The organism is Emticicia sp. BO119, assembly GCF_013912375.1.
Lineage (GTDB): Bacteria > Bacteroidota > Bacteroidia > Cytophagales > Spirosomataceae > Emticicia.
This window is the reverse complement of the sequence record NZ_JACETV010000002.1, coordinates 1,078,799-1,094,854: the sequence shown is the minus strand read 5'-3', so window position 1 is coordinate 1,094,854 and position 16,056 is coordinate 1,078,799. Positions and strand designations below refer to the sequence as shown.

General features: G+C 38.1%; 13 protein-coding genes. 7 read left to right on the top strand and 6 right to left on the bottom strand.

Annotated features, from left to right (window positions below; all coding sequences use genetic code 11):
* Nucleotides 1-167: 167 nt before the first annotated feature.
* Together H1R81_RS11335 and H1R81_RS11330 are read right to left on the bottom strand one after the other, a co-directional pair.
* Nucleotides 168-929 carry a carboxypeptidase-like regulatory domain-containing protein gene (locus H1R81_RS11335; RefSeq protein ID WP_181840816.1) on the bottom strand — a complete coding sequence of 254 codons (762 nt, stop codon included), beginning with the start codon at nt 927-929 and terminating at the stop codon, nt 168-170.
* 60 nt (nt 930-989) lie between these two features.
* Entirely contained in the window at nt 990-2,474 is a 1,485-nt protein-coding gene (locus H1R81_RS11330; protein ID WP_229251102.1) for a PKD domain-containing protein, read from the bottom strand.
* A 439-nt stretch (nt 2,475-2,913) separates the two neighbouring features.
* Here H1R81_RS11330 and H1R81_RS11325 point away from each other — a divergent pair, with 439 nt between their 5' ends.
* The 5 genes from H1R81_RS11325 (at nt 2,914) to H1R81_RS11305 (ending at nt 8,185) form a co-directional block, all read left to right on the top strand.
* Nucleotides 2,914-3,351 (top strand): hypothetical protein, encoded by a 438-nt coding sequence (locus H1R81_RS11325; protein WP_181840815.1) that lies wholly within the window; start codon nt 2,914-2,916, stop codon nt 3,349-3,351.
* 154 nt (nt 3,352-3,505) lie between these two features.
* Nucleotides 3,506-4,564, top strand: coding sequence for a sensor histidine kinase (locus H1R81_RS11320; RefSeq protein ID WP_229251101.1), 1,059 nt, complete (start codon nt 3,506-3,508; stop codon nt 4,562-4,564).
* A gap of 115 nt (nt 4,565-4,679) precedes the next feature.
* Entirely contained in the window at nt 4,680-5,795 is a 1,116-nt protein-coding gene (locus H1R81_RS11315; protein WP_181840814.1) for a sensor histidine kinase, read from the top strand.
* A gap of 42 nt (nt 5,796-5,837) precedes the next feature.
* Nucleotides 5,838-6,629 carry a LytTR family DNA-binding domain-containing protein gene (locus H1R81_RS11310; protein WP_181840813.1) on the top strand — a complete coding sequence of 264 codons (792 nt, stop codon included), beginning with the start codon at nt 5,838-5,840 and terminating at the stop codon, nt 6,627-6,629.
* Between the two features lie 227 nt (nt 6,630-6,856).
* Nucleotides 6,857-8,185: a hypothetical protein gene (locus H1R81_RS11305; protein ID WP_181840812.1), complete on the top strand. Its 1,329-nt coding sequence runs from the start codon at nt 6,857-6,859 to the stop codon at nt 8,183-8,185.
* A gap of 56 nt (nt 8,186-8,241) precedes the next feature.
* Here the strand turns inward: H1R81_RS11305 and fmt are convergent, their stop codons facing one another.
* The gene (fmt, locus tag H1R81_RS11300; protein ID WP_229251099.1) at nt 8,242-9,153 is read right to left on the bottom strand and encodes a methionyl-tRNA formyltransferase; all 912 of its coding nucleotides are present in this window, start codon (nt 9,151-9,153) and stop codon (nt 8,242-8,244) included.
* A gap of 238 nt (nt 9,154-9,391) precedes the next feature.
* Between fmt and greA the strand changes: the two genes are divergently transcribed.
* Complete coding sequence (greA, locus tag H1R81_RS11295) at nt 9,392-9,865, top strand: transcription elongation factor GreA (protein WP_181840811.1); 474 nt, start codon at nt 9,392-9,394, stop codon at nt 9,863-9,865.
* A 95-nt stretch (nt 9,866-9,960) separates the two neighbouring features.
* On the opposite strand, the gene H1R81_RS11290 is transcribed toward greA, so the two are convergent.
* Nucleotides 9,961-11,214: an MFS transporter gene (locus tag H1R81_RS11290; protein WP_181840810.1), complete on the bottom strand. Its 1,254-nt coding sequence runs from the start codon at nt 11,212-11,214 to the stop codon at nt 9,961-9,963.
* 218 nt (nt 11,215-11,432) lie between these two features.
* Here H1R81_RS11290 and H1R81_RS11285 point away from each other — a divergent pair, with 218 nt between their 5' ends.
* Complete coding sequence (locus tag H1R81_RS11285; RefSeq protein ID WP_181840809.1) at nt 11,433-13,076, top strand: M1 family metallopeptidase; 1,644 nt, start codon at nt 11,433-11,435, stop codon at nt 13,074-13,076.
* On the opposite strand, the gene H1R81_RS11280 is transcribed toward H1R81_RS11285, so the two are convergent.
* Entirely contained in the window at nt 13,077-14,783 is a 1,707-nt protein-coding gene (locus H1R81_RS11280; RefSeq protein WP_181840808.1) for a two-component regulator propeller domain-containing protein, read from the bottom strand.
* A 25-nt stretch (nt 14,784-14,808) separates the two neighbouring features.
* Nucleotides 14,809-15,951: a hypothetical protein gene (locus tag H1R81_RS11275; protein ID WP_181840807.1), complete on the bottom strand. Its 1,143-nt coding sequence runs from the start codon at nt 15,949-15,951 to the stop codon at nt 14,809-14,811.
* Nucleotides 15,952-16,056 lie beyond the last annotated feature (105 nt).

Here is a 16,056-nt window from a genome sequence, read left to right as displayed (position 1 = left end):
GATTAATAATGTCAGTTCATAATGCTCAGCCAATTCATAAGTAAGCAAGCACATATCAGCTATAAAAAAAGTATTCTCGGGATGAAGAATACTTTTGTGGAATTTTGATTAAAAGTTGTGTGTAAATACTGATTCTAAACCTACTTCTATTTTCTAAATATCTTTTACTACTTGATTAATAATGTCAGTTCATAATGCTCAGCCAATTCATAAGGAGGTATAAAAATTCCGGTAGTTGAGTCGCTATAATCTTTCTCATCGTATCTTACTTTAACCTTTAGTTTTTTGCCTGTACTCACGTCTTTTGCCATAATTTTATACTTACCTACAGCTACATCATAAATATGGTAATCATTAGCAGCTACACGTCTTACCAAGGTGTGTCCGGCACTACCATCTACCAATGGTCCATCAGGCACTAAGGTTACTTCTATGTTCTCTACTTCCAGATTATCGAAATCATGTAGTATTTCAATCGTACCACCATAGAAACCATCATCTCCAAAATTGCCTGTACGTTTACCTGTCAATTTCAAAGTAAGGTTTTTAATAGCACCATCATAGGGGGAAAACTGTCCGTCGTTTTCCGTAAAAAGTGCTAAATCATAGTTTTGTCCATTATATTTTACTTTTACACTCCCTCTTACATAAAAAGAACCTGAACCAATACCTGTTGGCAGTTTGATGCTATAATTGCCATTTGCGTCTGTATAACCAATGCGTGCATCAGCATAATCGAGGCTATTGGCTACAATTTTAGCATTGGCAATCGGTTTGTTATTGCTATCAGTCACCCTTCCTTTTACTATCCCTTTCTCTACTTTACCCGGGTGTGAATCAGTGTCGTCTGGCGTAGGTATATTACCTGCCTCTATGGTACATGCCATTGTTGTTAAGGATATTAGCAAAAAATATATAATCGATTTCATGGTTTTATAAATGTTGAGGTAAATAGGCAGAGAGAATTATCTCTCTGCCAAAAAACTGATTTAAAACTTGGCTACATTAGCAGCATTGTTGCTGGCAAAAGTGTTAGTCGTGGCTGCATCACTGTTTACGTCGGCATCAGAGGTGTACAAGATACCATAGCCCCCACTATAGGTCAATCTGGTATTTTTGATAGTTAACTTAGCTCCTTTGCCATAAGCCACTACATTTGCTCTTCTGCCTGATACAATGACAGCACTACCCCCGCCGCTTATTTCTGCATGCTGAATCACGTTCTGATTACTCACTGAATAAATGATAATTCCTCTCCAGTACACTTCATTTCTTCTGACTCCTGTTATCACTACTTTCTTGTCTGTTGTTCCTTGCGCAGATAAGTAGCCGTTCCGATTCACACTAATCATCACATCTCTTTCTACCTCTACCGTTACACCCGGCTTTAGTGTCCAGCCTGTTTCTACTTCCATATTACCTAATATTCTGTATTTAGTTTCGTCCTTAAAAGCAGGCCAGCTTACGTTAGTCCCTTCTTTGATTATAGATGAACTTACTTCCACTACATCACGCTCATTGGCTCCCGTAAATTTCGAATCTGCATCCAGATAGGTAGCATTGATTGCATCAATCAGAATACCCGCCTGCGATTGTCTCTCAAAGCTGTTTCTTTTAAAGTCTTTGAGTACCGCACCCGTTTGTACATATAAACCATAGCCATCGTTCGTAGCGAAAAGACAATCGGATAAACTTATCTGTGCTTTTTTATTGCCGAACATAGCCAGGCCTGCTTTGGTATTTGTAAAGGCAATTTTACCTGCGCCATATTCTACATTCACGAAAGCCATCTTGTTGGCTGCACCTGGCGAATACAGTTTTATACCTGCCCAATATCCTTTTTGCAATTGCATACCGGTAAATCTGATGCGATTTTCGCTCAATCCTACGGCGTCAATCATTCCTTTTTCTTCAATGCTTAAGGCTTTATCACGGTCAAATGCCATCGTTACACCCGGAGCAACAATTAGTTCGGCATTTACTGAAATATCCTTTGTTACCAGATAGTCAGGTTTCATAGGGTCAATAAAACGGTCAGCCAGATGTGTTTTTTCATTGATAGGTTTGTCAATTGTAATAGGCTCTTTGTATTCAACTTTAACTCTAACCCTGTCCTGACTTTTTTCGTTGCCCTGCGTTACTGTCAGTTCAAATTCGTAATACCCAACAATATCAGGTGTGAAAGTTGGCTTTACTGCCGTAGGTTGAGCCAGTGTCAGTTTGCTATTGCTGGGTTTGCTAACGATTGTCCAACTAAAAGTTTTGGTATTGTTTCCGGTAGAGGCCGAGCCATCAAGCGTTGTTGCCTGTATAGGTAATACATCCTGGTCTGCTCCGGCATTGGCTTTCAGATTTACGACGGGGGTCGGTTCAGGTGTTTCTTCTGTTTCTTTACAGGAAATCAAAGCACTGAACAAAGCCAGTGAAAGGGGGATAATAATTGATGTGCGTTTCATTGTGTTTAACTTTTTCATAATTGATAAAATGCTTTAAATCGAAGTATTAATAATTTTCTTTGGCTATCAGTTTGTGATGCAAAACTATGGGTGTGCTTTTTCTGCTCCCATTGTTGCCTGTTTCAATTGCCGGATTCGGGTTATTAATTGTAGTTATGGTCACATGAACTGGTAAATTTTCGGCTGATACCCAAAGGAGATTTCTCTAAATTCTTAGAAAGTATTAATGCATTTTGAGTCCTTTCTGCTCTTATTTAATTACAGATCGACAATAATCTCTTATTTACAACTTATCCGTCTAAAATTACATTTCACACCAGAGAGCCTGCATTTCAGTGAGGATAGCATTTCAGATCAGGTGTCTAAGCCATCATCTTTGCAGAGCGAACAGGAAATCTGTGTAGCAGAAAACTGATTTGCTTTATCAATTATTCAAACAAAATTATTTTTACACGTTATGAAAGCTTTACGTTACTCATTAAAATCTGTTTTAGGCATCTGTATGATGCTAAGCTTATTTCTTACTTCTTGCGATAAGAATAAAGAAAAAGACCCGGCACCGGATTTAGCTACGCAAATCGAAGGTAATTATGCCTTTACCGAAGTGGTGATTGATGGACAAACCATCCCTGCTACCCAGACAAACATTAAAGGCTCTGTTAAGATTACACGTGCTACTGAAACAACAGTAGATGTAGATTTGAATATCCGTCAGAAAACTACCAATGAAGATTTTCTGGTAGGAAAGGTAACAGGTGTGATAGCTTCGCAAGGTAGCGGTATTATTAATTTAATTTATGAGGGAGAGAATGTAGGCTCGGTAAAAGGCAATAAATTATCAATCAAGAGTGTAGATGAAACAGATCAGGAGTTTACTTTAGTAGCGGTCAAGTAATTTAGACCAATAAAATATCCACACTTTTACAAATCGCACATCACTTTTAGCAATTCATACATAAATATGGCCTCATAAGGTACGGTGCATGCAAACATTCGTGAAAGAATTTTTATTTTTGAAAATTGCCTGACACGCACTGTACTGAAATTTCATGAGGCCCCGATTTTTTTCAAAATACGAATGGTGGTATCACCTCACAATGATGCCCATCTTTTTTGTGGCAGGTAACTATTACTTTATTGGTGATAGTTACTTTGCTGATTTTAAGACATTCCTGATTGGAACCGAGCTTGTTTTTGTTCTCTACTGGTTTTCTATTGTCGTGCTTACGATAGCCATTCGATGGGTAATAGCGCGCTTCCCGCATTTCCGCCAAAACGGAATCCGCCTGTTGGTAATGCTTATACTGGTTGGTAGCATGACCATGCTATTAGCTATTTTTGATGTATGGGCATATAGCATCTTCCCTTATCTGAAAGTAGGTTTTGTCTGGGACAAAATATGGCCTATCATGATATTAGGTGTATTCTTCGATTTTTTCCTCTGCGCAGCGCTGGGCTTATTCTACGCCTTCGAAAAGTGGAAACAGAACCAGACTGAAAGCGAAAAATTAGAAAGAATTGCGCTGCAACAACAGTTTGATACACTGAAAGGGCAGGTGAATCCGCATTTTCTTTTTAATAGCCTCAATACCCTCTCATCTTTAATCGGCGAAGATAAAGACATGGCCGAGCAATTTGTAGAAGACCTCTCCAGAATATACCGCTATATGCTACAGGCTGCCAAAGTAGAGTATGCCTGCCTTTCTACCGAATTGGAGTTTCTGGAAACATACGCCCGACTTTTAAAAGTTCGCTATGGTGATGGTTTACAATTTAACTTCCCTGAACCAAATTTCTATAAAGGTATTGTTTTGTCTCCACTAAGTTTGCAGAATCTGGTCGATAATGCCATCAAGCACAATATGATGACAATCAGTAAACCTCTGATCATTACAATTAATGTTTTGCCTGACAGACGGATAAGTGTACAAAATAACCTGCAGAGAAAAATCAGAAGTATAGATACTCAGGAAGCCCTACTATCTAATCTTGTGGCTAAATACAGTTTTTTATCTAATGAGCCTGTTGAGGTAATTGAGCAAGACAACAATTTTACGGTGATCCTTCCGGTAATTATAGAAAAAGAATTAAGCAATTGGTCGGGATAAATCCTCAATTCATACATGGTTTATGAGGATTGATGTAAAGCAGAGGATAGAATCAGCATAAGACCTGCTTATTTTGTTTGTAAAGAAAAAATAAAATGTTTTGATTAATAGTCTGATGAAGAATCCTTTCGCCAATGCTTTAAATGAAAAACCTGAAGCCAAAACAAGCTGGTCGTATGCACTGACCATGCCTGTGTTTCTGATGTTTTTCAGTTATCTGTTGATTGGCTCAGGTTATTTTTCTGACATCAGAACATTTGTTGGGGCTACCATACTGAATGGTTTTTTATTGACCTGTACTTTTTTGATTCAGAATCGAGTCAATACCATTATTGCTCATAGATATTCCAGCTTGAATCAGACCATTCAGCGGGTAGCTGTATCTGTATTTGTTCATGCTGTTTTGTCAGGATTATTTCTGCTGTTGATTGCTACATTATATGTTAAATTCAGGTGGTTTGGTGCTACTGTCAGCTATAAATCTATCATTATAGTCTATGTGATTAATATGATGGCTATTGTTCTGACAATGGTCATTCAAGAGACGTTCCACTCATTAGGGCACTGGAAACACCATGAGTTTAATAAAGAAAAATTGTTAAAAGAAAATATACAAGGACAACTACAAAGCCTGAAAGCGCAGATAAGTCCGCACTTTTTATTTAATAGCCTTAATTCACTCTCAACCCTTATTGCTGAAGATTCTGAAAAAGCGGAAGAATTTGTTGACCAGATGGCAAGGGTGTACAGGTATCTGTTACAAACCAATCAGTCAACGGTAGACGAAGACCAGGTTAATCATCTGACTTCATTAAACAATGAACTCTCATTTATTGAGTCTTATTACCATTTATTAAAGACACGCTATGGAGAAGGTATGCATCTGACTATTAGTGTCAACGAAAAATATTTGTCGTACCTGCTGCCCCCTCTTACACTACAATTGTTGGTAGAAAATGCAGTAAAACATAACATCATCAGGTCAAGCCGACCGTTAACTGTGGAGATTTTCAGTACTAATGACGGCTTCTTGCAGGTACGGAATAACCTTCAAAAGAAAAATGTATCAGGCCTGGAAAATCTGGAGTCAACACGGATCGGCCTGGCTAATATTCAGGCCAAGTACAATCTGTTGGCACAAAATAAGTTTGTAGTATCTGAACCTGTTATTGAAAACGGGCCGGATTATTTTATAGTCACTTTGCCATTGATTGCAAAGTCTATAAGCTAAATAGTAAGGATATAAAAGAAAATTAAACTAATAACTGTTGATATGAATGCATTGATTGTAGAGGATGAAGCATTGTCAGTCCGCCGATTAAAGAAGATTATTAATGAAATCACTTCTGAGATTCATGTAGTAGGCGTAACTGATAGTATAGAAGATACAGTTGATTGGCTGGAGAAAAACAGAGCCAGCCAGCATGGCGATCCTGACCTGATTTTTCTGGATATAGAATTATCTGACGGACAGAGTTTTGAGATTTTTAACCGAACAGAAGTAAAAAGCACGGTTATTTTTACTACTTCATACGATGAATATGCTTTGCAGGCATTTAAGGTAAATAGTATTGATTATTTATTAAAACCAGTTCATCGGGATGATTTACAGAGAAGCCTTAATAAATATGAAGCACTTAAGGCAAAACCGACACAACCTGCTCAAGATTCGCTAAGTGGTATTAAAAAGCTATTAGAAGATTTAAAGCTAAGTGCTACGCCTGAATACCGTGAGCGTTTTTTAGTCAAACAAAATCAGAAGCTACTTTCTATTGAAGTAGGCGAAATTGCTTATTTCTTTACCGATGAACGATATAGTTTCTTTACCACGCACAACAACCAGAAATTTCTGGTAGATTATACTTTAGACGAAATTGCCGAAACATTGAATCCAACCCGTTTTTTCAGAATTAACAGAGGGATGATACTTACGCACAAAACTGTTGAGAAAATGGAACCGTATTTCGGTAATCGCCTGGCTTTGACGCTACGCCCGTCTCATGCCAAACAAGCCCTTGTCAGCCGGGAAAAAGTGGCAGATTTTAAAGATTGGATGGGGAAATAAAAATAATTAAAATTTTATCTGAGGAGAGCAATGCTCTCCTTTTTTGTTGCAATAGACTCGCATTATTCATCTTCCGATTTTGCAATTCATCACATGGTTTTAGCAATTGCCGCGAGCTATTATACAGTTCATGTGTTAGTTGATTTATGGAGTTTTCTCCATCTACTAAGTTTGCATCATGTTATTTGATATCACTCAATTATATGAAAAGCTATTACTTTAAAATTATGAAAACTTTACAAATTGTCGCCATTACACTTCTCACACTCACAGGATTATTATCTTGTGAAACTGACCAGCAAAGTCCTAAACCCGAGCAACCTTCAAAAGGAACAGCAACCGAAGTTGGCAAACCATTGGGAGCCACTACCTCAAAAATAATTGGCGCACAAGGCGGTAGTATCTCTACCCCTGACGGTAAGCTTACCTTGGCTTTCCCGGCAGGTGCCTTAACCAAAGAAACCAATATTACGATACGCCCCGTAGAAAATAAAGCTTGGGGTGGTGTAGGTACAGGCTACGAATTTGGTCCTGATGGCAGTGAATTTGCCAAGCCTGTTACTTTTACTTACAAGTACAATGATAAGGAAATGAGTGGCGTTTCATTGGATAATATGGCATTGGCTTTCCAGGATCAAACCAAAATCTGGCAAATGACTGCACCTTTAACGGTTAATACCAGCCAGAAAACTATTACGGGGGCTATCAGACATTTTAGTTGGTGGTCTATGATTACCCGTTATCGTCTCTTGCCTGAATACGATACAGTACAAATAAAACAGACAAAAGAATTACAGGTAGAATTTTTAGATAATGGTTTTGAATGGCCCTGGACAGACAGCAAAACCCCACCTGCTGATTTGGCCCTACTCATTCCTTTGAATGCGCCTAAATTAGCCGATCGAACAGACATTACTAAACTTTACCTGAATGGCGTAGATTGTACAAATCAACCACCTAAAGATGCAACTTCAGGGTTGTTAGGATTTGTCAATAAAGGAAATAAAGCGGTTATTTTATATACTGCACCAAATAAAAAGCCAGCAGATGCTTACAATCCGGTTGCTATTAGTGTAGAACTATCACATGGTGGTAAAGCCAAACTATTATTAGTAAGTAATTTGTATATTAATACCGAAAACTCATTTAGTGTAGATGGTTCAGACCCAACCAACATTGCTATTCATGCTACGGCCAGTTCAGGTTTATTGTATATGAATTTTGAAGACAATCTGGGAAATACACTGACTGTCTACTGTGAAAATTTAAAGGTTGGTAAATTTCCATTCAATATTAAAAATACCTATGTTGGGGCAGTGCATCCATCAAAGAAAAAAGCGGGGTCTTCCATATACAAACATTGCAGAGAAGATAAGAGTGAATCGGGTACTATTATTATTGAAAAGCTCTATAAAGCTGACGGAAAGACTATCATGAAAGGACAAATTACAGGCACAGTTTGTACCAGACATGAAGCTGATGAAAAATGCAATGTGATTGTGCATGAGACGATGAAAGTTTCAGCCGATTTCACAACTGTGCTGGATATGTATTAAGAAAAGAATCGTCCTTTGGTTTATGAGTAAACCAAAGGACAATTCTTTTTTTTAGCCTACAACCTGAATCCCCTCAAAAAATCTTCTACTCCCATTTTCTTTTTCCCTTCTATCTGTAGCTCTTTTATTCTCAGGAGTTTATCGGCGCACTTAAAGGCTAAAAAAGTCTTTCCGTTTGTTTCCATTTCTCCGGGTTTTATATCTTTGCCCTCCATATCGGTTAATTCAGATTGATATATCTTACATATTTTACCCGATAATGTAGTCCAGGCCGCCGGATATGGCGAAAGTCCACGTATGAAATTATGAACCTTCTCAGCGGGTTGGTTCCAGTTAATTTCACAGGTTTCTTTAAAAATTTTTGGCGCAGGTTTCAATTCAATATCATTTGCCTGTGGTAGTTGCGGGTAATCTCCTGCTTCAATAGCTTTAACTGTTTTCAATACCAGATTTGCTCCTCTTTCCATCAAGCGGTCATGCACCGTACCCGCATTATCGTGCAGGTAAATTGGTTCTTTGTCTACAAATATGATATTACCTGTGTCAATCTCATGTTTGATAAAAAATGTTGTCACTCCCGTTTCCACATCTCCGTTAATCACGGCCCAGTTAATAGGTGCTGCACCCCGGTATTGAGGTAAAAGCGAGCCATGCAGATTAAAAGTACCTTTTGGCGGCATATTCCAGACCACTTCCGGCAACATTCTGAATGCCACAACCACCTGCAAATCAGCCTGATAGGTTTTTAGCTGTTCAATAAAATCCGCGTTCTTCAATTTTTCGGGTTGTAACACCGGAATTCCCTTAGAAACAGCATATTGCTTAACGGGCGTCTGGTTCATATGTAACCCTCTGCCAGAGGGTTTATCCGGTGCCGTTACTACCGCTACTACCTCACACCCGTTGTCTACCAACTTACGTAAACTTGCTACAGCAAAATCGGGTGTCCCCATAAAAACTATTTTCATCTTTTAATCGTTATATAATTATGTGGTCTCAAAAATACTTGATTTAAAAAAAATCTTTGTACCTTTGTTATCTAAATTGCACAAATGAAACAAAATCGAGCAAATAAAGTATTTTTTCGAGTAAAATTCAGGTAGTTTCTGTGATAAAATTTAAAATTTTATCAGGAACGGTCGAATTGTCGCCGTTCTTTTTTTGTCCGCCCCTCAGAAGAAAGGGGTTTTTAAATTTATAAGAGATATGTCAAAACTTCAGTACTACACAGAGGAAGGTTACAATAACCTGAAAAATAAGCTTCATGACCTAAAAGGTAAAGGCAGGGCTGATATTGCCCGCCAGATTGCAGAAGCTCGTGATAAAGGCGACTTATCGGAGAACGCCGAATATGACGCTGCTAAAGATGCACAAGGCCTGATGGAAATGGAGATTTCTAAATTAGAAGAACTGGTAGCTAATGCCCGTATCCTTGATGAATCAACTATTGATACATCTAAAGTTTCTTTATTATCTAAAGTAAAGATTAAAAGTAAGAAAAACGGTGCAATGATGGTTTATACTTTGGTTTCGGAAGAAGAAGCTGATTTAAAACAAGGTAAAATATCTGTCAATTCTCCATTTGGCAAAGGCTTATTTGGAAAAAAAGTAGGTGAAACAGCTCAGATACAAGCTCCTGCCGGTTTGGTAGAAGTTGAAGTATTAGAAATTAGCAGATAAAACATTTCTGTTGCGCCGATATATTAAGAAACCACTTTTCTCAATGATATAATAATAAAGGTCTTTTCTGATAGAAAAGACCTTTATTATTAGTACTACTTTAAGGCCTTTTCTAATTTAAAATCAAAGAGTTCTTTTGACCTTATAAAAAGCGTTCCTGCTATTACCAGAGTCATTACACCCCCAAAGATAACTGTTGGGATAGCTCCTATAAATTTGGTTAATACCCCCGACTCAAAGGCGCCGAGTTCGTTAGAACAGCTGACAAAAATACCACTGACAGAATTTACTCTACCTCGCATATCGTCGGGCGGTAATACCTGTAAGATAGTCTGTCTGATTACTACACTCACACTATCAAAAGCTCCTGTCAGGAATAATGCTGCTACTGATAACCAGAAACTCGTAGAAAAAGCAAAAACCAGTGTTGCCAACCCAAAACCTGTAACAGCAATCAGCATATTGCGCCATGCCTGACGCGTGGGTGGAAAATAGGCAGTACCCAGCATCGTTAATACAGCTCCCAGGCCAGGAGCGGCCCGCATAATACCTAAGCCCTCTGCTCCTACTTTTAAAATATCTTTGGCAAAAACTGGTAAAATAGCCACTACCCCACCAAACAATACCGAGAACATATCTAACAGAATAGCGTAAAACAGTATTCTGTTGCCTGTTACAAACCTGATTCCTTCTTTTAAGCTACTAAAAACGTCAGCTTGTTTTTCGATATTCTGAATGCCTTTTTTTGAAATCCGGGAAACAAAGACGAAGGCAAACAGAAAAAATATGATTACTAAAATAAGGGTATTAGTAAGCCCTAACCAACTGTAGAGGAATCCGGCTGAAGCAGGGCCAAGAATAGACCCTATCTGCCAGAACTGGCTGCCCCACGAGGCCGAATTGGAATAATGTTCTGCTGATACTAAAAAAGGTTTTAATGAAGACCATGCCGGGCCATAAAACCCCCGGGCTACTCCCAAAAAGAAGACGGTCAGGTAAATAAAGTTTTTTTGCTGTAAGATACTGAAACCATGCTCTGTTGACGGATGCGTTACCCAAAGCAAGAGCAGTGAACACATAATGATGATGCCGTAACAAAGCTGAATAATAGTTTTTTTCTCTTTGCGGTCGGCAAAATACCCGCCGAATAAAGCTAATGAAATATAAGGAATTGCTTCAAAAAGCCCGATTAAGCCTAATGAAAGAGGGTCATGTGTGATTTCGTATAGATAGTAACTAATTACTACTTCCTGTATTAAAATTGCTATGGTAAATAAGAATTGTGCGGTAACGAAATACCTGAATTCGGGATACCGGAGCGCAGCATAAGGGTCTTTGGTTTGCTTCATGTTTGATTAATCTGTGAGAAACGAATAAAGCTTCTCATTTTATACGCATAGAATGAAATCCTCTTTCTTAAATTAGTACAATTTTAATCTGAAAACAGTTTTCGAAAACCTAATTTATTTGCCGTTTTTAATACAGAATACAATTTTTGAAATTGTTGATGTGTTTTTATCAAACTAAAGAATTTAGATTAAATTTGCCTACCAAAATCTATTAATATATGAAAATGCTAAAAGCATCACTACTCTTTATCAACACCTTTCTATTTTTTGCTGCTTGCGGACAAATAAAAACTCCGGAATTCAGCCGGGATGATACCCTTCGTGGAAGCATCACTCCCGAAAGAAGCTGGTGGGATTTAAAATATTATGAACTCCGTACCAAGGTAAATCCACCCGAAAGATTCCTGTCGGGTAGCACTACTGTATTTTATGAAGTACTCAAACCTTATCAGGTGATTCAGATAGACCTGCAACCACCGCTCAAAGTCGATAAAGTAACACAAGACGGGGAGGAGCTTTCTTATAAATTAGATGGCAAAAATGCTTATATGATTACCCTGAAGAAAACACAGGAGAAAGGCAAAAACGAATCTATTGTGGTACATTATTCGGGGAATCCTATTGTGGCAAAGCGTCCACCCTGGGATGGGGGTGTGCAATGGGTAAAAGATAAGGAAGGCAATGATTATGTGGCTACTTCGTGTCAGGGTTTAGGTGCAAGCGCCTGGTGGCCTTGCAAAGACCATATGTATGATGAGTGCGACAGTATGCTCATAAGCATAACCGTACCTGAAAAACTGAAAGATATTTCAAACGGACGATTGCGTAAAGTAATTGATAATGATAATGGCACCAAAACGTTTGAGTGGTTTGTAAAAAATCCTATCAACAATTATGGTATCAATATGAATGTAGGCAACTACGAGCATTTTAATGAGATTTATGATGGTGAAAAAGGAAAACTCACGCTTGATTATTATGTACTGCCTGAAAATCTGGATAAAGCCAAAGAACAATTTAAGCAGGTGCCTATGATGCTTAAAGCATTTGAACACTGGTTTGGTCCTTATCCTTTTTATGAAGACGGCTATAAATTAGTTGACGTGCCGTATCTGGGTATGGAACACCAAAGCTCGGTTACTTATGGTAACAAATACCAGAATGGATATTTAGGCAGAGATTTATCTGGTACTGGCTGGGGGTTAAAATGGGATTTCATTATTGTGCATGAGTCGGGGCATGAATGGTTTGCCAACAATATTACGTATAAAGACATAGCCGATATGTGGATTCATGAGAGTTTTACCAATTACTCTGAAAACCTATTTACTGAATACTATTATGGCAAAGAGGCTGGAGCTGCTTATGTGATTGGTTGCAGGAAGAACATCCAGAACAAAACTCCTATTATTGGTATATACAATGTGAATCATGGCGGCTCGGGCGATATGTATTATAAAGGTGGAAATATGCTGCATACCATGCGCCAGATTGTGAATGATGATGAGCGCTGGAGACAGGTATTAAGAGGATTAAATAAAACTTTCTATCATCAGACTGTTGTAAGCAAACAGATTGAAGATTATATATCTGAAAATAGCGGTAAGGACTTCACTAAGGTATTTGACCAGTATCTGAGAGATATTCGTATTCCGGTATTAGAATATAAGATTGAAAAGGGTAAAATATCTTATCAATGGACCAATTGTATTGATGGGTTTAATATGCCTGTGAAAGTTTCTATCAACGGTGGGAAAATGGATTTTATTTATCCAACTACCGGCTGGAAAGCCTTAAAGAAAGATGTGAAGGATATAAAATCAGATGAGAATTTTTATGTAACACTCAAGAAAGTAGAGTAGCTATTTTACCACAGCTACTTTACCGACTAAACTTTCGGAGCCATCTTGGGCAATACAAAAGACCATATAAATACCCGAGATAGTGCGGCTTTCTGTTGAATCATTCAAATTCCAGGAAGCCGTACCTCCATTAGATTTCGTTTCATAAATTAACCTACCAGCAGCATCGGTTATTTTAATTGCACTATTATCTCTCAGGCCAGAAATGGTCATAACTCCCTGATAACCCGGACGAATGGGATTAGGGAATATTTTCACACCACTAAAATCTTCTTTAGGCTCTGAGGCATCGCTCTGGTAAGAAAGTAATCCTTTGGGTGTCAATACAAAAAGTTCTCCGCTTGCTGTATCAATGCTCAAGTCTGTTATTTCATTGGTGGGCAAAGGGCTATTTGTCTCAGTAAAATTTTGTATCAGTTCATCTACAGCAGGTACAAACAGATTCAGCCCGTTATTTGTCCCAATCCATTTTCTGTTACCTCCGTCAATTACTATCTTTTTCACGGTTTCCTGCAATAAAATCCTCCTTCCCTGATTATTAAAAGGGGTATAAGCATCTACTGCCCTTATAAAAATATCTCTTGCCGGAATCACTGCCGCAATGCCATCATTGGTGCCAATCCAGATAGTACCTTCTTTATCTATAGCAATAGCATTAACTATTGTACTTGGTAGGTTTCCTGTATTTTTCCCTATGGTATATAAGCGAGTCTGTCGGGTAGCATCATCAGTTACCCGTACACCATTAGAAACAATCTGCCACCTGAAACCATACTCATCTATCACATCTTTTGAGTATGCCGGAATCTGATTCAAAGAGATATTTTGCCACTCATTATTACTAAAAATATTTCCTGTACTTCCGATAGTATATATCTTCGATTCCAGATAAAAAAGCTCACTGATTTGTCCTTTTGGGCCATTTGGTGAGTAGCTTTTAAAAGAACCTTCCCAGTTGCTAATCAATCCATTAGTCTCATCAGCTATCCAGGCTTTGCCTTCTTTATCGGTTTCTATTTCGTGTGGGGTATTAATGAGAGGGTCTTGCGGATATTGCTTCGGTTTAAATAACTCAATGTCAATGACAGATTTCCAGTTACCAAAAAACTGGAGATTGACATCGGCGGCAAACTTTGCCCCCAGGATACCATCGGGGGTATTTATGAAAATACTATCTCTTGCAAAAGCTATCTGTTTCAGACTTACTGTCTTGCCTCCACTACCTATATTCTGATAGGTTTCTTTGATCTCGGCTTTTTTGGTATCCAACACTACCAAACCAAAATCGCTGGCTAAATAGGCAAAATCACCCTGAAATTCAATAGCATTAATGCGCTTGTTAATCTGAATTGTATTGGTGTTTTTAATGAAGTTTATATTCTGAATATCACCTATCGATCCGTCTGAATCTATCTCTGTTAAATCTAAATTTCCTGTTTCATAGGCAATCAATAGTTTTCTCAGATCCGGGCTATAGCGAATCTGCGCCAGATTGGCTTCTGAAAGACCATCTGCTTTAGATAGTTTAATAGCTTGCTTATTAGTCTTATCGAAGTAGAAAAAACCATTTTCGGAGAATGTATATATTTTTTTCTCTATTATTTCAAGCCCTTTCAGATTAACATAGTTGTTGTGTGTCTGCCAGGTATTGGTAGGGATTTGTGCAAATGCCTGAAAAGTAAAAAAACAGAGAAGAATTCTAAGCATTATATGATTCAAATAGTATTCCGTATCACATCAGAAAATACCCTACACCTCTGGTTTTGGTTGCCAATGGGTGTAAAAAACATATCAAAGCCACAATTGCTAACACAATTCTGAGTTGCCGGTCAGTCAGCCTGGCGCGTACAACCATAATCCCTAAAAAAATCATTGGGAATACATAAGAGCCGCTCCGGGTAGAGTCGTAGGTGGTCATTCCTAAAAAAAGCATTGTCAGGGTTCCACCTGCTATAGCTGTTAATTTAAGATAATCTTTAGTGCTATATAAAATACCAAAAGCCAGAAGCATAATTAGCCAGAAACCCTCTAATACCCAGGTAAACTTAAAACCAAAAGAACGCCAGCTATCCTGTATCATCTGCATAAACTCCCCCTCTTTATAAGTAGCCGACATACCCACATATTTCATCAGATACAAACGTATTGCTGCATAAGCAATAACGCCAAATACTATAGCTATCATCTGCCAGCTGGGTATAAAAGTTATTTTCCGGTTATATTTTATTGTTGGTGCAATCCACCACCATAAGAACACCAATCCGCTGGCAACCGCAGCACGCTCATCACACCAGGTAGCTAAAAATACAGAAACAAAAATAACGAGCGGATTTCGGAAATACATTCCTAAAAACAGGAAGAAAAAGGTGTAGAAGTCTCCATAGCCACAGTTTTCAATAAAAAAAGAACTTCCGAAATAAATACAGGCAAGCGAAATCATAGCCAAAAGCGTCGCCATTTTATCATTAAGCAACTCAAACAGGAACGAAGTCAGCATGAAATACAGTAAAACACCTAACATTAATTGCAAGCCATAAACAAATAAGCTCACATGTCTGATATGTAATACTTTAATAATAACTGGCAGGGTAAGCCGAAAAACACGGTTATTGGACGCTCCTTCTAAATAAACCCGGTGTTCGGTTAAGTTCTGAGCACGGTCTCTGGTTACTTTATATAGAAAAAACTCATCTTTCTTCACAATCGCTTCTTCGTAAAACAGCCTAAAATCATCAAAAGGCATAGTGTTGTTAAAAAATGATAATAGCATTAAGATGCCCGAAACCACTACCACGCGCCATCGCCAATTGCTTGCCTCTAAGAAAAGATTAATTTTCGATTCAAAACGCTGATAGCTATTTTCTAAAAAGGTCATAAATACTAAATGCTATTGTGCAAAGGTAGGTTGTATTACGGCTAAAAATGTTAGAGACGTATCGTAATACGTCTCATTGCCCTGTCTATATTTTAATGATTTTCT